This is a genomic window from Pseudomonas sp. AU11447 (assembly GCF_001672555.2).
In the GTDB taxonomy this organism is placed as follows: domain Bacteria; phylum Pseudomonadota; class Gammaproteobacteria; order Pseudomonadales; family Pseudomonadaceae; genus Pseudomonas; species Pseudomonas nitroreducens.
Window position 1 is genome coordinate 240,867 of sequence record NZ_LZDG02000024.1, and the last position, 22,455, is coordinate 263,321.

A 22,455-nucleotide genomic window follows, 5' to 3' on the forward strand; every position below is an offset into this window, starting at 1 on the left:
GCGCATTCCGAACTTAGGCGCAGAATGGCGGGTCCCACACGGACACCCTTCAGACTCACAGGACTGCCCCATGACCGTTCTTCGTTCCCTCTGCACCGCAGCACTTCTGGTTGGCTTCAGTTCCGTGGCACTGGCTGATGCCAACGCCGAGGCGGAGAAATTCCTCAAGCAGGTGCACGCCGACAAGCTGACCGTGCCGGTCTACGCGCAAGTCCAGCAGATGCTCGCCCAGCGCTTCGCCCAGGCCAAGGCGCCGGACAGCAAGAAGGCCGTGCTCGACCGCTACCAGGCCAAGGCCAACGCCGAGCTGGACCGTGCCGTGGGTTGGGACAAGCTCAAGCCCGAACTGGTCAAGCTCTACACCAGCAACTTCAGCGAATCCGAGCTCAAGCAGCTGAACGACTTCTATGCCTCGCCTCTGGGCCGCAAGGTGCTGGAGAAGATGCCGCGCCTGACCGCCGAATCCGCCCAGCTGACCCAGGCCAAGCTGCAGACCGCAGTAGAGCCGGTGAACAAGCTGATGGCCGACATGGACAAGGAACTGGGCGTGAAAGCCCCGGCCGCTCCGGCCAAGAAGCCTTGATCTCCAGTAACTGAAAGCCAGTAACCGAAAGCCCGCACCTGAAAGCCCGTACCTGAAAGAGAACCGCCATGAGCATGCGTGACCGTATTCAATCCGCCCTGGACACCCTCGAACCGCAACACCTCGAGGTGCTCGATGAGAGCCACATGCACAGCCGCGGGCAGGAAACGCACTACAAGGCGGTGATCGTCAGCCCGGCGTTCACCGGGCTGAACGCGGTGAAGCGGCACCAGAAGGTCTATGCCACGCTCGGCGAGCTGATGGGCCAGTTCCATGCCCTGGCCCTGCACACCTACACCCCCGAGGAGTGGGCGCAGCAGGGACAAGCGCCGGATTCGCCGACCTGCAGGGGCGGCAGCAAGCACGATCTTCCGCATTGATCGGCTGCCGGATGCGGGCTGCGTCCCGCTCCGGTAGAATGCGACTCCCAGCGCCGGCTTCTGCCGGCGCTGTCATTTTCAGCCTCTGATTCGGCTGTCGATCAGCTTTTGTTTCCAAACGTTCTGTTCCGAAGAAACCCGGTCCGCCCTTTACGCGGGTGACCACTGGAGTGATGCATGACCACCGAAAGAATCGTCGTCGCGGCGTTGTACAAGTTCGTCTCCCTGCCCGACTACGTCGACCTGCGCGAACCCCTGCTGCAGGCCCTGCTGGACAACGGCGTGAAGGGCACCCTGCTGCTCGCCGAAGAGGGCATCAACGGCACAGTGTCCGGCACTCGCGCCGGCATCGACGGCCTGCTCGCCTGGCTGCGCAACGATCCGCGCCTGGCTGATGTGGACCACAAGGAGTCCTACTGCGACGAGCAGCCCTTCTACCGCACCAAGGTCAAGCTGAAGAAGGAAATCGTCACCCTCGGCGTACCGGGCGTGGACCCGAACGCCAAGGTCGGTACCTATGTCGAGCCCAAGGACTGGAACGCGCTGATTTCCGATCCGGAAGTGCTGCTGATCGACACCCGCAACGATTACGAAGTGGCCATCGGCACCTTCGAAGGCGCCATCGATCCCAAGACCAAGTCGTTCCGCGAATTCCCCGAGTACATCCGCGAGCATTACGACCCGGCGAAACACAAGAAGGTCGCCATGTTCTGCACCGGCGGCATCCGCTGCGAGAAGGCTTCGAGCTACATGCTCAGCGAAGGCTTCGAAGAGGTCTTCCACCTCAAGGGCGGCATCCTCAAGTACCTGGAGGAAGTGCCCGAAGCCGACACTCTCTGGCGCGGCGACTGCTTCGTGTTCGACAACCGCGTGACCGTGCGCCATGACCTTTCCGAGGGCGATTACGATCAGTGCCATGCCTGCCGCAACCCGATCTCGGTCGAGGACCGCGCCTCCGAACACTACGCCCCCGGCATCAGTTGCCCGCACTGCTGGGACTCGCTCTCGGAGAAGACGCGCGCCAGTGCCCGCGAGCGGCAGAAGCAGATCGAACTGGCGCGCCAGCGCAACCAGCCGCACCCCATTGGCCGTGATCCCCGCGCGGAGAACTGATCCATGACCAGCCGCCTGCTCTACGTGATGGACCCGATGTGCTCCTGGTGCTGGGGTTTCGCCCCGGTGGCCGGGAAGCTGGTGGAGCAGGCGCGCGCCGCGGGAGTGCCGCTGGCGCTGGTCATGGGCGGGCTGCGCACGGGGCAGGGCGCGGCGCTGGAACCGACCACCAAGCGCTACATCCTCGAACACTGGCACGCGGTGCATGACGCCACCGGCCAGCCGTTCCGCTTCGAGGACGCCTTGCCCGACGGCTTCGTCTACGATACCGAGCCGGCCTGCCGCGCCGTGGTCACTGCGCGGCGCCTGGACGAAGACTGCGCCTGGGCGCTGGTCGGCGAAATCCAGCGGGCCTTCTACGCCGAAGGCCGCGACGTCACCCAGGCCAGCGTGCTCACCGAGCTGGCCGAACAGGTCGGCCTGCCGCGCATCGAGTTCGCCGAAGCCTTCGACAGCCAGGACAACCACCTGGCGACCCTGGCGGACTTCTCCTGGGCCCGCGACCTGGGCATCGCCGGTTTCCCCACGCTGCTGGCCGAGCGCGATGGCCAACTGGCCCTGCTGACCAACGGCTACCAGCCGCTGGGCGAACTCGCGCCGTTGCTGGAGCGCTGGCTGGAGCGTGGGCGGCATGCCTGAGCTGTCCGCTGACCGCCTGAGCTGGGCGGAGATTCGCCGGCTCGCTTTCCGTCATCGCAAGGCCCTGCTTCTCGCCAACCTGGTCGCCGTGCTGGCCACCGCCTGCAGCGTGCCGATCCCGCTGCTGCTGCCGCTGCTGGTGGACGAAGTTCTGCTGGGCAAGGGCGACGCCGCCCTGCAGGTGATGAACCACTGGCTGCCCGCCGGCTGGCACAAGCCCGCCGGCTACATCGGCCTGATGCTGCTGGTGACCCTGGTGCTGCGCAGCTGTGCGCTGGTATTCAACGTGCTGCAGGCCCGGTTGTTCGCACGGCTGTCCAAGGACGTGGTCTATCGCATCCGCCTGAGGTTGATCGAACGGCTCAAGCGCATCGCCCTGGGCGAGTACGAAACCTTGGGCGGCGGCTCGGTCAGTACGCACCTGGTGACCGACCTGGACACCCTCGACAAGTTCGTCGGCGACACCCTGAGCCGCTTCCTGGTGGCGCTGCTGACCCTCTGCGGCACCGCTGGCATCCTGATCTGGATGCACTGGAAGCTGGCGCTGCTGATCCTGCTGTTCAATCCGCTGGTGATCTTCGCCACGGTGCAGCTGGGCAAGCGCGTGAAGCACCTGAAGAAGCTGGAAAACGACAGCACCTCGCGCTTCACCCAGGCACTGACCGAAACCCTTGAAGCCATCCAGGAAGTACGCGCCGGCAATCGCCAGGGCTTCTTCCTTGGCCGCCTCGGCGTGCGCGCCCGCGAGGTGCGTGACTATGCCGTCGCCTCGCAATGGAAGAGCGATGCCGCCGGGCGTGCCAGCGGCCTGCTGTTCCAGTTCGGCATCGACCTGTTCCGCGCCGCGGCGATGGTCACCGTACTGTTCTCCGACCTGTCCATCGGCCAGATGCTGGCAGTGTTCAGCTACCTCTGGTTCATGATCGGCCCGGTCGAGCAACTGCTCAGCCTGCAATACGCGTATTACGCCGCCGGCGGTGCGCTGGCGCGGATCAACGAGCTGCTGGCCCGTGCCGATGAGCCGCATTACGAACATCGCCGCGATCCGTTCGCCGGGCAGAGCAGCGTCGGCATCCAGGTGCGCGACCTGAGCTTTGCCTACCGCGATGAGCTGGTGCTGGACGGTCTCGACCTGGATATCGCCCCCGGCGAAAAGGTTGCCATCGTCGGCGCCAGCGGCGGCGGCAAGAGCACCCTGGTGCAGTTGTTGCTGGGCCTCTACCAGCCGCAGTCCGGGACCATCCGCTATGGCGGCGCGGCACTGGAGGAGATTGGCCTGGACTGCGTGCGCGAGCATGTCGCCGTGGTCCTGCAGCATCCGGCGCTGTTCAACGACACGGTGCGCGCCAACCTGACCATGGGCCGCGAGCGTGACGACGAGGCGTGCTGGCGTGCGCTGGAAGTGGCGCAGCTGGCGGACACCATCCGTGCCTTGCCACAGGGGTTGGACAGCGTGGTCGGGCGCTCCGGCGTGCGCCTCTCCGGCGGCCAGCGGCAGCGCCTGGCGATTGCCCGCATGGTGCTCGCCGAGCCGAAGGTGGTGATCCTCGACGAGGCGACCTCGGCGCTGGATGCCGCCACCGAATATGCCCTGCACCAGGCTCTGGAGCGCTTCCTCGAAGGCCGCACCACGCTGATCATCGCCCACCGCCTGTCCGCGGTGAAACAGGCCGACCGCGTGCTGGTGTTCGATGGCGGGCGCATCGCCGAGGATGGCGATCACCAGCAGCTGATCGCCGAAGGCGGGCTTTACGCTCGCCTTTACGGCCACCTGCAGCAGGGCTGATCAGCCGTAGCGCGTGACCTCGAGGAAGGCCACGCAGTTGCCCAGGTCGTGGAAGACCCGCGCGCTGCCGATGTCGTTGTAGGGAATGCCCAGCAGCAGGTCGAGCAGCGACGCATCGGTGCGGTAGTGCGGGCGCCAGTCCAGCAGCCCTTCGAGGTAGGCGATGTCGGGCACGCCGGGCAGGAAGTTGCCCATCAGCAGGCGCCCGCCGGGCAGCAGGCGGGCGAACAGGTTGCGGGTCAGGTCGCGAGCGTCGTGGTCGTCGAGCACCTCGTAGAGGCCGGGGGAGTAGATCAGGTCGAAATGGCAAAGCTCCTGGCGGCCGTAGAACAGCTCATCCAGGGTGCATTGCTGCGTCAGTACGCCGAGCGCGGCGTAGCTGGCCTCCACCGTCTGCAGCGACAGTGCCTGGGCGTCGAGGGCGACGAATTCGCGGAAGTGGCCATGGCGCAGCGAGCGCGCCAGCTCGACCTCGCGCAGGTGCCCGCAACCCACGCAGAGGATGCGGGCCTGGCCACTGAGCTGGTCGCAGCAGCGGTCGATCTCCCGCGCCAGCAATTGGCGGCGCGAGCGCAGCGCGCGGGTGGCGGGGGCGGAGCTGGCGTAGCGGAACAGCTCTTCGGTCGGCCCGTCGGGCAGCAGCGAGTGCAGGGTGCTGTCGATGCCATAGAGGTAATCCATCAGTACGGCATTGCCGGCGCCTTCGCCCATCGGCCGTTCGCGCCGCCGGGGGAACGGCAGGACGCGCGGTGCTTGCGCTGGCGAGGGGCTGTCCGTGGCGAACGCCAGCAGGTCGGCCTCGCCATCGCGCAGGTGGCGCAGCTGTTGTTCGAGTTGTTCGATGGCCTCGCTTAGCGAGCCCGGATGCTGCTGAAAGCGATTGTCCATTGCATCCACCTGGGGGCCACGCTCAGTGAAGTAAGTGCACCAGTGGCGACTTGGCCGCTGACCTGTCCACTACCTTAGGGGCAGGTTGGCCCCGGGCCATCATCTGAATGAATGACGGCAGCGAAAAATCAGCGCTGTCCCAGCCGCACCAGCAGGCTGACCAGTTCAGCCTGGCGGCTGGTGCTGGTCTTGCGGAACAGCGCGCGCAATTGGCTGCGTACCGTATTGATCGAGGTGCCGAGCTGGTCGGCGCAGTGTTCGGGCGTCAGGCCGCGTACCAGCAGGGCGCCCAGGCGCTGTTCGGCCGGGGTGAGGCCGAACAGGTCGCCCAGCAGACCGCTCTGGCGGTGCGCGTCGAGCAGCGCCAGCAGCACCAGCGGGCGCTGGAAAGGATGGTTGAACTTCGCTTCGGCTGACACCGGGGTGACCAGCAGCTCCTGCCCGCTGCCATCGTCCAGCGGCAGCCACCCGGCCTTTGCCTTGCCGACGCGCGGCGCGGCCTGGCGCACCAGCGCCTGGAGCCTCGTGTCGTGTTGGCGGCAGTGCAGGCGGCCGAAGACTTCATGGAACAGCCCGGCGCGCTGCCCGAGCCGTTGTCGCGCCGCCTGGTTGGCGTAGAGCACGCGGGCATTGCCCTCCAGCAGCCACAGCGAGGTGGGGTGCTGGTCCAGCAGCAAGTCGCGGTAGGCCAGTTGCTGGCGCATCTCATCGATGCGTCCGAACATCCGTGCCGCGCGGGTCAGATGCTCGCTCAGGCGGGTCAGCAGGGTTTGTTCCTGCGTATCGGGATAGCGAGCGCCGAGGCTGGTCAGCACCGACAGGTAGACGCCGGAGTTGGCCTGTTCGTTGAGCTTGAGGCAGGACACGTTGTGCATGCCATTGGGGCGCTGGAATTCCTGGTAGTACGGATCGCGGGCGATGCGCTGCGGGCCATACTCCTCGCGGTCGTGGTACCAGTGGCCTACCGGGCGATGGAGCATGAATCCCTTGGACGGGTCGATGGTGCAGAACTCGCGGTTATAGGTCTCGATGGCGCCGGGATCGCAGAGATTGATCTCGCTCGCCAGCGCGCTGCTCTCGGTCTGGTCCCAGAACAGCAGGGCACCTTGCTGGCGGCCGCTGGCGCAGATCAGCTCGGTGAGCAGCGGCAGCCAGTTGGCCTCGTCGAGCACGCACTCGTAGGTCAGGCCCACCAGCCGGTCGTACTGCATGTCCATATCCCGCTGTGGCATGGGCGCTCCATCGGTTGCTCGCGGATTGCACGGATCACCTTGCAGATTGCACTTTGCAGAATGCACGATCGACTGAGGTATGGCACATGGCCTTAGCTGTCGCAAGGCCACTAATCGGTTGCTTTTCGCGTTGCCTGCGCAGGCCCGCTCCAGAGCCTTCGGCAGTGTTTTTCCGGCGGGAGGCCGGCCACCAGCCGACCAAGCGTCATGGTGCCTGGTTTGTGGATTTCCCGTGATCGGCTAGAAGTTAAGGAAGGGGCGGCCTGACAGAAAAGTCCCGGGTGTTGCCTGACTGCACCCCTTGGCCTGCCAGGCATTGAAAGAAGGAAGTCGAAACTGGCTATGGATGCATTGGGACTGTTGCCGACCCGCCGTACGACGCGTCTGCTCAAGCTGGTCTGGCCGTTCATGGTCGTGGTCCTGCTGCAGACGATGATTGGCAGCGGCAGCTTCTTTATCCTCTCTGGCGTGCGCGCCTATGTCGGCGGCGAGAGCCTCTGGTCCAAGGGCCAGAAGGACGCCATCCACTACCTGCAGCTCTACGGCCAGAGCCGTGATCCGGAGGATTACGAGCGCTATCGCACCGCCATTGCCATTCCCCAGGGCGATCGGACCTTCCGTGCTGCACTCGACCTCAGTCAGCCCGACCTGGAACTCGCCCGTGCCGGTGCCTTGCAGGGCGGCATCCATCCTGACGATGTCGGCGCGCTGGTGTGGCTGTACCGCTACTTCCACGAGTACAGCTACTTCGACCAGGCAGTGAAGATGTGGATCATCGGCGACGCCTATCTCGACCAGCTGGAGCAGCTGGCTGACGAGATGAGCGCGAAGATTCGCGCCAATGACGTCCGCCCCGGCGACCTGAGCTACTGGAACAGCCGCATCCAGGCGATCAACGACGGTGTCACGCCGGCCGCCATGGCCTTCTCCGCTGCCCTGGGGCAGGGCTCGCGGATGATCATGTGGGTGCTGCTGGTCACCAACTGCCTGACCGGCCTGGCGCTGATCCTCCTGGCGGTCTGGCGTACGCGCAAGCTGCTGCACCAGCAACGCGCCTTCGAAAGTGCCCTGGACACCGAGCGGGAGCGCGCGCAGACCACCCTGGCAGCCATCGGCGACGGCGTGGTTACCCTCGACGAACATGAGTGCATCGCCTACTTCAACCCCGCGGCGGAGCGCCTGATCGGCCGGGACAACTCCATGGCCGTCGGCCTGCCGCTGCGCTCGCTGCTGCGGGTGCTCGACGAGAGCTCCCAGGTCGAGGGCCTGCCGCTGGTCGGGCAGATCCTGCGTGGCGAGGTGGACGGCGGCAGCGAGACCAGCAAGCTGATCCAGCGCCTGGACGGCACCAGCGTGGCGGTGACCCTGGTGGCCACGCCGATCCATGCCGAAGGGCGAGTGGTCGGCGTAGTGCTGGTGCTGCATGACATGACCCGCGAGCGCCAGTACATGGCCAGCCTGTCCTGGCAGGCGACCCACGACGCGCTGACCGGCCTGACCAACCGCCGGGAGTTCGAGTTCCGCCTCAAGCAGGCCCTGGAAAGTTCGGCGGACTCCCACGACCAGCACTCGCTGATGTACCTGGACCTGGACCAGTTCAAACTGGTCAACGACACCTGCGGCCACGCCGCCGGCGACGAACTGCTGCGCCAGGTCTGCTCGGTGTTGCAGCAGTGCCTGCGCGAAGACGACACCCTGGCGCGCCTGGGCGGCGACGAGTTCGGCATCCTGCTGGAACACTGCCCGCCGGACATGGCGGTGCAGATCGCCGAGCGCATCCGCCTGACCGTGCAGGCCCTGCACTTCATGTGGGAGGGCCGCGGCTTCAACATCACCGTGAGCATCGGCGTGGTGCATATCTCCGCCATGCTGGTGTCGGTGGAGGAGGCGCTGCGCTGCGCCGACATGGCCTGCTACATGGCCAAGGAAAAGGGCCGCAACCGCGCCCAGGTATTCCGCCCGGACGACACCGAACTGTCCAACCGCGTCGGCGAAATGGCCTGGGTGCAGCGCATCCGCCTGGGAATGGAGGAGGAGCGCTTCTGTCTTTACGCCCAGTCGATCTTCCCGGTCGACGACCGCGCGATGGAAGGCGCCCATGTCGAGCTGCTGCTGCGCCTGAACGACGAGTGCGGCCGGCTGGTCGCGCCGATCAACTTCATCCCCGCCGCGGAACGCTACGGCCTGATGCCGGACATCGACCGCTGGGTGGTCGAGAACGCCTTCAAGATCCTGGCTGAGCGCATCGCCGAGGGCGGTTACGAACCGATCCACACCTGCGCCATCAACCTCTCCGGCGCGACCATCGGCGACGATACCTTCCTCGATTTTCTCCGCGAGGTTCAGCCGCGCTACGGCATCGAACCGTCCAGCGTGTGCTTCGAGATCACCGAGACCAGCGCCATTGCCAACCTGGTCAACGCCACGCGGTTCATCCAGGAACTCAAGGCCCTCGGGTACCGTTTCTCGCTGGACGACTTCTGCGCCGGCATGTCCTCCTTCGTCTACCTCAAGCACCTGCCGGTGGACTACCTGAAGATCGATGGCAGCTTCATCAAGGACATGCTGGAGGACCCGATCGACCGCGCCATGGTCCAGGTGATCAACCAGATCGGCCATGTGATGGGCAAACGCACCGTGGCGGAGTTCGTCGAGACGCAGGAAATCCTCGAAGTCCTGCGCGAAATAGGCATCGACTATGCCCAGGGGTACGGCCTGGCTCGGCCGCAACCCTTCAATCGCAGCTTCCTGCGTGAGACGCACGTCGCAGCCGTAGCAACCGACACAACCTCCGGACGGTGACGCGCCGCCCGGAGAGGACTAACCTGAGGCCTGATCTACCGGTGCTTGCATGGATCGACCAGCACGGAGCCTTGGATGAACGACACCTTTGTTCGTAGTGGGCCGCTCAAGGAACTTTCCAGTTACCCGCACTGGGCGCAACGCCTGGTGCAGGAGTGCGAGACCAGCCGCCTGGCGGTGGTCGGGCATCCCCTCTATGCGCGAATGCGCGACGGCCAGCTGAGCCGCCAGACCCTGCGCGCCTTCCTCATCGGCGGCTGGCAGGTGGTCGAGCAGTTCCCCCTGTACATGTCCCACAACCTGCTCAAGACCCGCTTCGGCCGCAGCCCCGGCGAGGACATGGCGCGGCGCTGGCTGATGCGCAATATCCGCGTCGAACTCAATCACGCCGACTACTGGGTGCGCTGGGCCGAGGCCTATGGCGTGACCCTGGCCGAACTCAAGGCGCAACTGGTGCCCGCGGAGCTCCACGCCCTCGGCCACTGGTGCTGGCACAGCTGCGCCACCGAGGAGCTGGCGCTGGCCATGGCGGCCACCAACTATGCCATCGAAGGCGCGACGGGAGACTGGTCGGCGCTGGTCTGCTCCTCCGACACCTACGAACGTACCCTGCCGGCCGGCACCCGCAAGGACGCCATGCGCTGGCTGAAGATGCATGCCCGCTACGACGATGATCATCCGTGGGAAGCCCTGGAGATCATCTGCACCCTCTGCGGCCCGCAGCTCGCCATGCCGCGCTGCCTGGCCCTGCGCGAGGCGATCTGCAAGAGCTACGGCTACATGCGCATGTTCCTCGATCACTGCCTGGCGCTGGAGCAGGCGCAGGGTGGGGCGCGGCGGGACTCTTCGATGAAGGCGGCGGGGTAGGGCCACCGCCACTCGACAGGGCTTTGCCCTCACCCCAACCCTGGCTGCGCGCCCCACTCCAGAGGGAAAGGGGGAGCGGATTGATATCGTCGCTGCCTGGCGAGCACAGTCTGAGGTCGCAGGATAAAGACGTCTTGTTCGGCCCGCTCGGACGGCTCCCTCTCCCTTCAGGGATAGGGTTGGGGAGAGGGGCTCTCCATCGACCTCAAGTTCAGCCTCACGGCACGAGAATGATCTTCTCGCTGCTGCCCTCGTTGATCTCGTGGTAGCGCTGCACACCCTCGCTCAACGGCACTTCGCGCAGGCCGGTGGGCAGCGGCAGCCTGCCGTCGTCGAACCACTGGCCGAACTGGCGCAGCATCGCCGCGCAGGCCACCGTGTCGTACAGCAGCGAATTCACTCCCACCACCGAACCGCCGCGGCGGTACAGCGCCAGGGCCGGCAATTGCACATGGCCGTCCACCGGCGCGGCGATGATGGCGATGCGGCCGAAGGTGGCCAGGGCGGAAACGGCGGCCGGCAGCCAGAAGCCAGTGGTATCGAAGATCACCTCGGCGCCGCCGGGGAAATGTTCTTCCACCTGCGCCGCCAGCGTTTCCGCCGAGCCCAGCAGAAGGCTCGGGACGCCCTGGGCCTGCAGTTCCACCTGCGACTCGGCGCGCCGTACCGCGCCCAGCACCTGCGCACCACGGGCCTTGGCCAGGGAAATGGCTGCCGCGCCGACTGCGCCGGAGCCGATCACCAGCAGGCGCGTACCCTTGCCGACCTGGCTGCGCTCCAGGGCGTCCCAGGCGGTGGTAAAGGGCACGCCGCAGCTGGCGGCCTGGGCGAAGCTCATGCGCTCGGGCATCAGCGCCACGCCACCGGTCGGCATGCTCATCAACCTGGCGTGGCTGCCATCGCGGCTGAAGCCCAGGCCCCGGCCCGTACCCCAGACGGATTTGCCCAGCAACTCGGCCGGGCCCTTCACCACGGTGCCGGCGAAATCGCGGCCGGGCACGCGGGGCAGGGTGGTGTAGGGGAAGCGGCCGAGGACGTTCTTCACGTCGCTGGGGTTGAGGCCGGCGGCATGGACTTCCACCAGCACCTCGTCGGCGGCGGGCACCGGATCGGCGATCTCGGTGAAGCTCAGGGCGGCGAGGTCGCCGGTGCGGTCGAATTGCAGGGCTTTCATGGCACGGGTCCTTGGCAAGCAGTGGGAGATGGGATCAGTGGAACCAGCGGGTCAGCAGCGGCAGGGCGTTCTCGCCGATCTGCATGCCCAGCAGGCCGACCAGCGCCACCAGCGGCGGCGCTGGCGAACGGAAGTCGAGGAAGTGGTAGGCCAGGCCGACGGCGATGCCGATGGCCAGGGAGATCAGGTAGCTCATGTGTCCTCCGTGGATCGCTCCGGCGGCTGGGTGGGATGGGGGCAGTCTAGGGGCCGCGCCTTGGCGCCGCCGGTCATTGGCTTCGGAATATCGGACAGATGTTGGTGGGTGTATTGGATGGGCGTGCCGGGCACGGGAGAAGGCTGGGCCACTTCGTAGGGCGGATAACGCGCCAGCGTTATCCGCCGCGAGGTATTCGGCGGATAACCCGTTTCGGGTTATGCGGCCTACGGTGCTGCGTTGGCTTGAGGTTTTCAGCGTCGCGACGGCATACGCGCAAACTCTGTGTTTCGCCCCGTCGGGCGACCTTCTTTGGCAAACGMCCCAAAGRAGGCAAAGGTCTTGCCCCGGACATCCGGTTTTTCGCTTRGGGCGAAAAATACCCTCGTTGAATYGAAGTTTCAGGGGCMCGCGGCGAAGGGCCATCCCTGGCCCATCGCCGCTCTCGCGACATCCATGTCGCTCAACCCCTGAAACTCCAATTCAACGAGGCCTCCTGAACGGGGCATTCGGAGTGCGCTGACGTTTATCTGGAAGCCTTGCTGAGCCAAAGCCAAAGCGCACTCCTTGTAGGAGCGAGCTTGCTCGCGAACCGCACGGCACCGTTCCCTTCAGGGAAAAATCACTCCCCCTCCCGCCCCAGATGCTCCTTGCGCCACGCCGCCGGCGACATCCCGTACTGCACGGCGAACCAGCGGGTGAAGGAACTGGGCATCGAATACCCGAGCAAATCCGCGATGCGCCCCAGCGAATAGCGCGGGTTCTCCATGTAGCGCAGTACCAGTTCGCGGCGGACTTCGTTGATCAGGTCGGAGAAGGTCACCCCGTTGTCTTCCAGGCGCCGTTGCAGCGTGCGCACGTTCAACCCCAGCGACTGGGCGATCTGCTCGATGGTCGCGCGGCCCATGGGCAGCAGCAGGTAGATCGACTTGCGCACCTCGTTCAGCGTGCTGCCGTCGGTGGCGCCGGGCAGGGAGTCGACGAAGCTGCGTGCGTGGCGGGCCATGGCCGGGTCGGCCATGGGATTGGCGGCGTCCAGGTCGGCGGCGGGGATGACGATGCCGTTGAACTCGCTGCCGAACTCGATCTTGCAGCCGAACAGCCGGCGGTGCACCTGCAGGTCCGCCGGGGCGTCGTGGCTGAAGTTGACGCTGATCGGTCGCCAGTGCGGGCCGAGGAGGGCGGCGCAGAGGCGGTAGAGGGTGCCCAGGGCCAGCTCCAGGCCCTGGCGCATGGGCATTGGCGGTACGGTGAGGAGTTCTTCGCGCAGGATCGCCATCTTGCCTTCCTGGTCGACGTAGAGCGCCAGGGACTCGTTGAGCAGGTGCCGATAGCGAATGATGGTATCCATCGCCTCGCGCAGCGTCGCCTGGTGCGACAACAGCAGGCTGATCACGCCAAAGTCGGCGAGCTGGCGCGATTCGGCCATGCGCAGGCCGAAGGTTTCGCAGCCGCTGATGCGTGCCGATTCCTCCAGCAGGGTCACTGCCGTTGCAACGGGAATGCGCTGCTCCGGGTGTTCGAGCATGGATTGGGAGAGGCCCACCGCGCTCAGTTGTTGCTGCGGGTTGAGGCCCAGGTGCCTGGCCACTTCCAGGTAGTTGGTGAGGGCCGCAATGCGAACCATTGGGGTCATGCCGATCGCCTTCTTGTTCTTGTGGTTGCTCCGTGCCGGCAGGGTTCATGGACACCTGGCGACCGGGGCGCACGCTGGCTGGGTCGATGACATCAGATTCTAGCGACAGCTGTAACCAAGCGTGTACGAAAGTTCGTGCTTCGGCCAGTGCTTCCGGCGCTCTGGAATGCACCGTACGTCCCGTAACGTACGGCCCCTGGCTCAGCGACGACATGCCGGGTGGGGGGCAGGCTGTCATCAAATGCGAAGTGCCTGACGCTCAATGCAAAGCACCGCCACCGGGGCATCTCTACTGTCTGTCCAACAAGTTCGAAATCACTGAAAGGTGAACCGGTGAACAACAATAAATCTTCCACCACCGTCCTCATGGTTCCCGGCCTGCGCGACCACGTGGCCGAGCACTGGCAGACCCTGCTCCAGCAGCGCCTGCCCAATGTTCGCAGCGTGCCGCCACTGACCGAGAACAAACTCGACCTGAACGCCCGTATCAAAGCCATTCAGTGCGAGCTGGAGGGCATCGACGGCGAGGTGATCCTGGTGGCCCACAGCGCCGGTGTGCTGATGGTCGCGCACTGGGCGGCGCGCTACAGCCGGCCGATCAAGGGTGCGCTGCTGGCAACCCCGCCGGACCTGGACGGCGACTGGCCGGCCCACTATCCCAGGCCTGCCGTGCTTGCCGAGATGGGGTGGGCACCGCTGCCGCAGCAGCCTCTGCCGTTCCCGACCCTGGTGGCGTGCAGCGACAACGATCCGCTGGCCACGCCCGATGCCGTACGGCGACTGGCCGAGGCCTGGGGCGCGAGCCTGGTAGAGCTGGGCAGTGTCGGCCACCTCAATCCCGCTTCGGGGTTCGGCGACTGGCCAGAGGCCGAAGCACTGATCCAGATGCTGGACCACTGATCCACCACACCTGACTCAACGACAACCCCCGGTTCCGGCGTTCGCGCCGGGGCAGGCCCTCGTGCGCCCCGGCGCACGCTCTTCCAGAGCAAAGAAGGGGCTGCGGGACGGGCCCGGAAAGCGTCCCGACCACAACAAGAAACGGAGCACACGCATGCATCACCAGAGCAATCCGAATCGTCCCCTGCAGCGCTGCCTGCTGGCGACCGCAGTCCTCGCCGCCATGGCTGGCCAGCCCCTGCAGGCCTTCGAGCTGGACACCGGCAACCCGGACCTGTCGATCCGCTTCGACAACACCGTCAAGCTCAGCTACGGGCAACGGGTCGAGTCGCCCAACAGCAAGATCGCCGGCACTGCCAACACCAACGACGGCGACCGCAACTTTTCGTCCGGCACTCCGGTGACCCAGCGCTTCGACCTGCTCAGCGAACTGGACTTCGTCTACCGCGACAGCATGGGCTTCCGCCTCAGCGCCGCCGGCTGGTACGACCATGCCTACGATGATGTCGGGTCCGACAACCCGTTCCCCGGCGAGAAGGGCAACGCCGGCCACCTGGTCAGCCGCAATGGCACGGTAATCGCCCCGCGTGGCGCGCAGCCGGCCACCCACGGCCTGAGCACCTTCGCCGACCGTTACTACAACGGCCCATCGGGCGAGTTGCTCGATGCCTTCGTCTTCGCCAGCCACCAGGTGGGCGACGACATGCAGCTCAGCGGCAAGCTCGGCCGCCACACCATCTACTGGGGCGAGACGCTGTTCAGCGCCGCCAACGGCATCAACTACGGCCAATCGGCCCTGGACCTGGGCAAGCTCTACAACGTACCGGGCACCGAGGCGAAAGAGCTGTTCATGCCGCGCAACCAGCTGTCCGCCTCGCTGACGGTAAACCCCGAGCTGACCCTGGCCGCGCAGTACTTCCTCGAGTTCGAGAACTCGCGCTTCCCCGAAGGCGGCACCTACATGGGCCCCTACGACATGCTCAACGACGGCGGCAACGTCTTCTGGCTGCCGCTGCCGGCGCAGAATGCTTTCTACGCCGCGCCACGCGGGCACGACCGCGAGCCGAGCAACACCGGCGACTTCGGCCTGATGGCCAAGTGGAGCCCGGAATGGCTCGACGGCACCCTGGGCTTCTACTACCGCAAGACCTCGGACACCCTGCCGGCGGTACTCATCGACGCACCGAACCTGCACAAGCCCGGCCTCGCCGGCCTGCAGGGGATGAACTACATCACCGCCTACGCCGACGACATCGATATCTACGGCATCAGCCTGTCCAAGGAAATCGCCGGCGTGAGCGTCGGCATGGACCTGAACTACCGCGAGAACATGCCGCTGGCGAGCAACTTCACCACCGTCAACTCGACCCTTTACGCGGCCGCCAAGCGTGGCGCGGTCAATGGCGCCAACCTGATCGGCGAGCTGCCCAGCGACGGCGACACGGGCCTTGCCCGCGGCAAGACCTTCCACGTCGTGCTCAACGGCCTGGTGACCTTCGGCGCCACCCCGCTGTGGGATGCCTCTTCGCTGGCCGTGGAAGGCACCCTGACTCACCTGATCGACGTCACCGAAGGTGAGCAGACCTTCAAGGGCGACTCCAGCTACCACGGTGTCGACAAGGTCACCACCAACGCCTACGCCATGTCGGCCAACTTCACTCCGACCTGGTACCAGGCCTTCCCCGGCGTCGACCTGTCCATGCCGCTCTCGTACAACGTCGGCCTGCACGGCAACTCGGCGGTGCAACTGGGCGGCAACGAGGACGCCGGCAGCTACTCGGTGGGCGTGGCCGCGGACTTCCACCAGAAGTACCGCCTGGACCTGAAGTACGTCGACGCCTTCGGCCCCTTCGATACCTGCGAGAGCGGCCGCGACAACAACACCCCCGGTGCCAACGGCCAGTACCAGTGCATTCCCGGCCAGATCACCTCGCAAGGCGGCCTCGCGCCCCTGCTGAAGGACCGCGGCATGGTCACCGCCTCCCTGAAGGCCACCTTCTGATTTCACCCCAGGCTTCGCGCTCGAAGCAGGAGAAACCCAGCATGAACTTCAAACCCACCCTGATCGCCACCGCCCTCGGCCTGACCCTCTGCGGTCTGGCCCAGGCCGCTGTCTCCCCGCAGGACGCTGCCCAGCTGGGCAGCACCCTGACCCTGGTCGGCGCCGAGAAAGCCGCCAGCAGCGACGGCTCGATTCCCGCCTACGCCGGCGGCCTGACCAGCGCTCCGGCCGGCTTCAAGGCCGGCGACTCCATGCGCCCGGACCCATTCGCCGGCGAGAAGCCGTTGCTGGTGATCGATGGCAAGAACGTCGACCAGTACAAGAACCAGCTGTCGGCCACCACCGTCGAGCTGGCCAAGCGTTATCCGACCTTCCGCGTCGACGTCTATCCGACCCACCGTAGCGCTGCGCTGCCGGATACCGTGCTGGAAAACAGCAAGAAGAACGCCGTCACCGCGCAGTCCCTGGAAGGCGGCACGGCCATCGACAACGCGCTGCCGGGCGTGCCATTCCCGATCCCGCAGACCGGCGCGGAAGCCATGTGGAACTTCCTGCTGCGCTACCAGGGCGTGAACATCAAGGCCAAGTACGACTCCTGGAACGTCGACGCCTCCGGTAGCGCCAACCTCGCCACCACCGGCCAGGCCTTCATCAACTACCCGGTGTACGAAGACCTCACCCAGCCGGTGAAAGGCTCCGAGGTCTACTACCAGATGAAGCTGTACTACAGCGGCCCGGCCCGACGTGCCGGCGAGGCGATGATGCTCAAGGACGCCGCCAACCCGCTGCAGCAGCCGCGCCGCGCCTGGCAGTACCTGCCCGGCCAGCGCCGCGTGAAGCTCGCGCCGAACCTCGCCTATGACACGCCGAACCCCGGCATGGCCGGCGCCGGCACCTACGATGACGTGTTCGTCTTCAACGGCGCGCTGGACCGCTACGACTGGAAACTGGTCGGCAAGCAGGAAATGATCGTGCCCTACAACACCTACCGCCTGACCTATGCCAGCGACATCAAGCCGGTGGTCACGCCCAACCACCTCTCACCCGACTACGTGCGCTGGGAGAAGCACCGCGTGTGGGTCGTCGAAGGCACGCTGAAGTCCGGCGCGCGGCACATCTACGCCAAGCGTCGCTTCTACCTCGACGAAGACAGCTGGGTGGCCCTGGCTTCCGACCAATATGACGCTCGCGGCCAGCTCTATCGCGGCTCCTTCGCCTTCCTCAGCCAGAGCTACGACAAGCGCATCCCGGACGCCACGCCGTTCATGATCTACGACCTGACTGCCGGCTCCTACAACATCAACGGCGTCGTCGGCCCGTATGGCGGCATCAGCTACATCGACCCGCTGGCCAAGACCCAGTGGTCCCCCGAGGCGCTGGCCGGTAGCGGTATTCGTTGATGAAAGAAGTGGCGGCTCCCCCCGGAGCCGCCGCTGCTCTACCCGAGGAAAGCTCCATGCAGATCCCCTTCAAGCGCCTGTTATTCCTGGGCGCATTGCTGCTGGCGGGTGGCGTCCAGGCTGGCGAACAGGCTGATGGTTTTGTCGACGTGCTCGACCTGCCGGCGGCCTACAGCAACGCACCGAGCCGCGTACCGCTGCTGGCCGTCACCCGTGCCGGCAACAGGCTGGTGAGCGTCGGCCAGCGCGGCCATATCCTGTACTCCGACGACGGCGGCACTCACTGGCGCCAGGCCGAAGTGCCGGTCAGCTCGGACCTGACTGCCGTCTACTTCCCGACGCCGAACGAGGGTTGGGCCGTGGGCCACGATGGCGTGGTGCTGCACAGCGCCGACGGCGGCATCCACTGGGAGCGCCAGCTCGATGGCCGGCAGATCGGCCAACTGATGCTCGACTACTACGCCGCCCATCCGCAGCCGGACAACGCTACCTGGCTGGAGCAGGCGCGGCGATTCAAGGAGGAGGGCGCCGACAAGCCGTTCCTCGACCTGTGGTTCCTCGATGCCAATGAAGGCTTCGTGGTCGGTGCCTTCAACCTGATCCTGCATACCCGCGACGGCGGGCGCACCTGGGAGCCCTGGAACCATCGCATCGACAACCCCCAGGCGTTGCACCTGACCGCCATCGCGGCCAGCGGCGATGACCTGTTCATCGTCGGTGAGCAGGGCCTGTTGCTGCGCCTTTCCCATCAGCAGGAGGGCCAGCAGGAACGCTTCGTCGCCCTGCCATCGCCCTATGCCGGCAGCTTCTTCGGCGTGGTCGCGCGGCCTGGCCTGGTGTTCGCCTACGGCCTGCGCGGGCACGCGGTGCGCAGTGTCGACAGTGGGGAGAGCTGGAGCGCAGTCGACACCGGCCTGCCGGTGAGCCTGACCGCCGCCAGCTTCGACGACAGCGGCCGGCTGTACCTGTTCAGCCAGGCTGGCCAGGGGCTGGTCAGCGATGACCGCGGTGTCAGCTTCAAACCGCTGGAACTGGCCGAGCGCCTGCCCGTCAGCGGCGCCGTGGCTGGTCCCGGTCGCCTGCTGCTGGTCGGCACCCGCGGCGTTCGCGAGAACGCCATGCCGGTGCGCTGAGTGCGCCGGCCCTTCATAAGAACAAGAGAAAGAGAGACAGCCTGATGGTCGACCTCAAGCAAGGCGAGATGCCTGTAGTCCGCGAACTGCGGGACTTCGACGCCCACAGCGGCAACCTGCTGGAGCGCCTGGTGTTCAACCACCGCGCGCTGTTCATCGCCCTGATTGCCCTGGTCACCCTGGTGCTGGGCTACATGGCCGTGACCCGCCTGGAGATGCGCCCGGCCTTCGAGAAGATGATCCCCCACGGCGATCCCTACATCCGCAACTACCTGGACAACCGCGCCGCGCTGCGCGGCCTGGGCAACTCGGTGCGGGTGGTGGTGGAGAACCCCAACGGCGACATCTTCGACCCGGCCTACCTCTCCAGCCTGCGGCAGATCAGTGACCAGCTGTTCCTCAGCCACGGCGTCGACCGCGCCTGGATGAAGTCTCTGTGGTCGCCGGCGGTGCGCTGGACCGAGGTCACCGAGGAAGGCTTCCAGGGCGGCCCGGTGATGCCCGACGGCTACGACGGCAAACCCGAGGCCATCGGCCAGTTGCGCCAGAACATCGCCCGCGCCGGCATCGTCGGCAGCCTGGTGGGCAATGACTTCCGCTCCAGCATGCTGGTGGTGCCGCTGCTGGACCGCGACTCGGCCACCGGCAAGGGCATCGACTACCGCGAATTCTCCCGTGCCCTCGACGAGCTGCGCCTGAAGTACGAATACCTGGGGAATTCCCGGGCCTTCGCCGCTGGCGAAGAGGGCAAGGGCGCAGTACGCCTGCACGTGATCGGCTTCGCCAAGCTGGTGGGCGACCTGATCGATGGCCTGCTGCGGGTGATGCTGTTCTTCGGCCTGGCGGTGGTCACCGCCTTCGTCATCATCTTCTTCTACACGCGCTGCCTGCGCAGCAGCCTGCTGGTGATCGGCTGCTCGCTACTGGCGGTGGTCTGGCAGCTCGGCCTGGTGGCGTGGCTGGGCTATGCGCTGGACCCGTACTCGATCCTGGTGCCGTTCCTGATCTTCGCCATTGGCGTGTCCCACGCCACCCAGAAGATGAACGGGATCATGCAGGACATCGGCCGCGGTACCCACAAGCAGGTGGCCGCGCGCAACACCTTCCGCCGCCTGTTCCTCGCCGGCGTCACTGCGCTGCTGTCGGATGCGGTGGGCTTCGCCGTGCTGATGCTGATCGACATCCCGGTGATCCAGGACCTGGCCATCGCCGCCAGCATCGGTGTGGCAGTGCTGATCTTCACTTCGCTGCTGATGATGCCGGTGGCGCTGTCCTATGTCGGTGTCAGCCAGCGTGCCGCCGAGCGCGCCCTGCGCGAGGAACGCCAGGTGGATCGCCGGCAGGGCCTCGGCAAACTGTGGGCGCTGCTCGATCACTTCACCGAGCGACGCTGGGCGACTATCGCCCTGGCCGTGGCGGCGCTGCTGGGCGCGGGTGGCCTGCTGGTCAGCCAGCACCTGCAGATCGGCGACCTCGACGCCGGCGCGCCGGAGCTGCGCGCCGACTCGCGCTACAACCGCGACAACGCCTACATCACCAGCCATTACGCGCTCTCCAGCGACCTCTTCGCGGTGATGGTGAAGACCGCCCCCGAAGGCTGCCTGAACTACCGCACGCTGATCCTCGCCGACCGCCTGGGCTGGGCGCTGCAACAGCACGACGGTGTGCAGGCGACGACTTCGCTGGTCAACGCGGTGCGCCAGATCACCGCCGGCACCTACGAGGGCAACCCCAAGTTCGCCAGCCTGCAGCGCAACCAGGACGTGCTCAACTACGCTGCGCAGCAGGCCTCGGTGAACACCCCGGAGCTGTTCAACACCGAATGCTCGCTGATGCCGGTGGTCGCCTTCCTCAAGGACCACAAGGCGCAAACCCTGGACGAAGTGGCCGGCATCGCCGAGAACTTCGCCCGCGCCAACAGCACCCCGGACCGCCAGTTCCTCCTCGCCGCCGGCAGCGCCGGTATCGAGGCGGCGACCAACCGCGTGGTGCGCGAGGCCAACCACCGCATGCTGTTCTACGTCTATGCGGCCGTGGGCATCTTCTGCCTGATCACCTTCCGCAGCTGGCGCGCAACCCTGGTGGCGCTGCTGCCGCTGGTGCTTACCTCGATTCTCTGCGAGGCGCTGATGGTGATGATGGGCATCGGCGTGAAGGTCGCCACGCTGCCGGTGATCGCCCTGGGTGTGGGGATTGGGGTGGATTACGCGCTCTACCTGCTCAGCGTGCAGCTGCAGTTGCAGCGGGCCGGGCTGCCACTGTCGGTGGCGTACCAGCAGGCGGTCGCCTTCACCGGTAAGGTGGTCGCGCTGGTTGGCGTGACCCTGGCAGCGGGTGTGATCACCTGGGCCTGGTCGCCAATCAAGTTCCAGGCGGACATGGGCATCCTGCTGACCTTCATGTTCCTCTGGAACATGCTCGGGGCGCTGATCCTGATTCCGGCGTTGTCGCATTTCCTCCTCGGCGGGCGGAAGCTCTGAGGTCATAGCCGCCCGCCACAGCGGGTCTTTGTTCGCGAGCAAGCTCGCTCCTACAGGGTGCGCCATGGTGCTCTTTGTAGGAGCGAGCTTGCTCGCGAACGCCCAACGCGGGCCCTGCCGGATGGCCTCCACCGTAGGATGGGTTGAGCGCAGCGATACCCATGCTGTCGCCGCACGGAATCGATGGGTATCGCTGCGCTCCACACCATCCTACAAAGCACCCTGGCTCCTCAATCAAACGCCGGAATCGCTTCCAGCTCGTGCAGCAACCAATCTGCGAACTCTCGCGCCAGGGCCTGGTTGCCGTGGGGCGGGATGATCAGGAAGTAGGGGTGGGGCGCCGGGAAGTCGATGTCGAACAGGCGCACCAACCGGCCTTCGGCTAGCTCCTCGCCGGCCAGGATGTGGTCGCTGATGGTCACGCCGCCGCCGGCCAGTGCGGCGCGGATGGTCAGGTAGGCGTCGGGCAGGAAGACGTTCTGCCGCGCCTGCAGGCCGGGCACGCCGGCGGCGAGGAAGTAGCGGCTCCAGTCGAAACCATCGTCCTCGTGCAATAGCACCTGGCGCGCCAGGTCGCGCGGTTTGCGCAGGTGTTCCTGGGTGTTGAGCAGGCGCGGGCTGCACACCGGGAAGTAGCGGATGTCGCCCAGCGCGGCGAAGCGCTGGCCTTCGATGTGCGTCTCGCCGAAGGAAATCACCATGTCCACCTGGCCCAGGTCACTGCTCATCGGCAGCAGGTGCAGGGCGACTTCCTGGTAGTTGCGCAGGAATTTCTCCAGCAGCGACGACACCCGCGCGAGCAGCGCCGGGGCGCAGGCAATGCGCAGTTCGCCGGCGGGTTCCTCGCTGGGCAGGGCGCGGCGGATGTCGCGCAACTGGTCGAAGGCGCTGCTGATCTGCTGGCTCAGCTGGCGCCCGGCGGCGGTCAGTTTCACGCCCTTGCCCTGGCGCTCCACCAGCGCCATGCCCAGCTCTTCCTCCAGCTTCTTCACCTGGTGGCTGACTGCCCCGTGGGTGACGTGCAGCTCCAGCGCCGCACGGCTGATGCTGCCTTGCCGGACCAGCGCCTCGAAAGCGCGCAGGGCGATGAGGGAAGGCATTCGGAACGCACTGTTCTGACGCATGGAAGACCTTTTTGTGTGAATTTGACTAACGATTCAGGCGGAAATCTATTGAATTGTCGTTAGTTAAATTTGCACAGAAGATGGCCCCAAGCCAATACAAAAAAAGCACCAAGCCAACAC

17 protein-coding genes and 1 pseudogene are annotated in these 22,455 nt (G+C 66.0%); 12 read left to right on the forward strand and 6 right to left on the reverse strand.

All coding sequences use genetic code 11. The features are described from left to right. Nucleotides 1-24: 24 nt before the first annotated feature. The 5 genes and pseudogenes from A6723_RS06750 to A6723_RS06770 all read left to right on the forward strand — a co-directional run bounded on the left by A6723_RS06750 (nt 25) and on the right by A6723_RS06770 (nt 4,501). Nucleotides 25-583, forward strand: a pseudogene (locus A6723_RS06750) (DUF2059 domain-containing protein). Between the two features lie 68 nt (nt 584-651). Continuing rightward, entirely contained in the window at nt 652-963 is a 312-nt protein-coding gene (locus tag A6723_RS06755) for a BolA family transcriptional regulator (protein WP_054908229.1), read from the forward strand. Between the two features lie 177 nt (nt 964-1,140). Next, nucleotides 1,141-2,076, forward strand: a complete 936-nt coding sequence (locus tag A6723_RS06760; protein WP_054908230.1) for a rhodanese-related sulfurtransferase — start codon at nt 1,141-1,143, stop codon at nt 2,074-2,076. 36 nt (nt 2,077-2,112) lie between these two features. Continuing rightward, entirely contained in the window at nt 2,113-2,715 is a 603-nt protein-coding gene (locus tag A6723_RS06765; protein ID WP_175405529.1) for a DsbA family protein, read from the forward strand. Further along, complete coding sequence (locus tag A6723_RS06770) at nt 2,708-4,501, forward strand: ABC transporter ATP-binding protein (RefSeq protein WP_054908232.1); 1,794 nt, start codon at nt 2,708-2,710, stop codon at nt 4,499-4,501. The genes A6723_RS06765 and A6723_RS06770 overlap by 8 nt, the downstream gene beginning before the upstream one ends. Here A6723_RS06770 and A6723_RS06775 read toward each other — a convergent pair whose 3' ends face one another. Further along, entirely contained in the window at nt 4,502-5,389 is an 888-nt protein-coding gene (locus tag A6723_RS06775) for a class I SAM-dependent methyltransferase (protein ID WP_054908233.1), read from the reverse strand. Nucleotides 5,390-5,517: 128 nt separating this feature from the next. Then, complete coding sequence (locus tag A6723_RS06780; protein ID WP_064979588.1) at nt 5,518-6,621, reverse strand: helix-turn-helix transcriptional regulator; 1,104 nt, start codon at nt 6,619-6,621, stop codon at nt 5,518-5,520. Between the two features lie 342 nt (nt 6,622-6,963). Between A6723_RS06780 and A6723_RS06785 the strand changes: the two genes are divergently transcribed. Next, nucleotides 6,964-9,423 carry an EAL domain-containing protein gene (locus tag A6723_RS06785; RefSeq protein ID WP_256235791.1) on the forward strand — a complete coding sequence of 820 codons (2,460 nt, stop codon included), beginning with the start codon at nt 6,964-6,966 and terminating at the stop codon, nt 9,421-9,423. 75 nt (nt 9,424-9,498) lie between these two features. Then, nucleotides 9,499-10,290 (forward strand): TenA family transcriptional regulator, encoded by a 792-nt coding sequence (locus A6723_RS06790; RefSeq protein WP_054910932.1) that lies wholly within the window; start codon nt 9,499-9,501, stop codon nt 10,288-10,290. A 217-nt stretch (nt 10,291-10,507) separates the two neighbouring features. Here A6723_RS06790 and A6723_RS06795 read toward each other — a convergent pair whose 3' ends face one another. The 3 genes from A6723_RS06795 to A6723_RS06800 form a co-directional block, all read right to left on the reverse strand. Continuing rightward, nucleotides 10,508-11,464: a zinc-binding alcohol dehydrogenase family protein gene (locus A6723_RS06795; RefSeq protein ID WP_054910931.1), complete on the reverse strand. Its 957-nt coding sequence runs from the start codon at nt 11,462-11,464 to the stop codon at nt 10,508-10,510. A 34-nt stretch (nt 11,465-11,498) separates the two neighbouring features. Then, nucleotides 11,499-11,660: a DUF1427 family protein gene (locus A6723_RS31140; protein ID WP_081754002.1), complete on the reverse strand. Its 162-nt coding sequence runs from the start codon at nt 11,658-11,660 to the stop codon at nt 11,499-11,501. A gap of 622 nt (nt 11,661-12,282) precedes the next feature. After that, the gene (locus A6723_RS06800; protein WP_051445555.1) at nt 12,283-13,287 is read right to left on the reverse strand and encodes an AraC family transcriptional regulator; all 1,005 of its coding nucleotides are present in this window, start codon (nt 13,285-13,287) and stop codon (nt 12,283-12,285) included. A gap of 342 nt (nt 13,288-13,629) precedes the next feature. On the opposite strand from A6723_RS06800, the gene A6723_RS06805 reads away from it, so the two are divergent. From A6723_RS06805 to A6723_RS06825, 5 genes are all read left to right on the forward strand, one after another. After that, nucleotides 13,630-14,196 (forward strand): alpha/beta hydrolase, encoded by a 567-nt coding sequence (locus A6723_RS06805; protein ID WP_139092915.1) that lies wholly within the window; start codon nt 13,630-13,632, stop codon nt 14,194-14,196. A gap of 154 nt (nt 14,197-14,350) precedes the next feature. Further along, nucleotides 14,351-16,198: a DUF1302 domain-containing protein gene (locus A6723_RS06810; RefSeq protein ID WP_054909782.1), complete on the forward strand. Its 1,848-nt coding sequence runs from the start codon at nt 14,351-14,353 to the stop codon at nt 16,196-16,198. Between the two features lie 41 nt (nt 16,199-16,239). Beyond that, nucleotides 16,240-17,598, forward strand: a complete 1,359-nt coding sequence (locus A6723_RS06815) for a DUF1329 domain-containing protein (RefSeq protein ID WP_054909781.1) — start codon at nt 16,240-16,242, stop codon at nt 17,596-17,598. Between the two features lie 56 nt (nt 17,599-17,654). Beyond that, the gene (locus tag A6723_RS06820; protein WP_054909780.1) at nt 17,655-18,731 is read left to right on the forward strand and encodes a YCF48-related protein; all 1,077 of its coding nucleotides are present in this window, start codon (nt 17,655-17,657) and stop codon (nt 18,729-18,731) included. 44 nt (nt 18,732-18,775) lie between these two features. Then, complete coding sequence (locus A6723_RS06825) at nt 18,776-21,211, forward strand: RND family transporter (RefSeq protein WP_054909779.1); 2,436 nt, start codon at nt 18,776-18,778, stop codon at nt 21,209-21,211. A 230-nt stretch (nt 21,212-21,441) separates the two neighbouring features. Here the strand turns inward: A6723_RS06825 and A6723_RS06830 are convergent, their stop codons facing one another. After that, complete coding sequence (locus tag A6723_RS06830) at nt 21,442-22,311, reverse strand: LysR substrate-binding domain-containing protein (protein ID WP_045207678.1); 870 nt, start codon at nt 22,309-22,311, stop codon at nt 21,442-21,444. Nucleotides 22,312-22,455 lie beyond the last annotated feature (144 nt).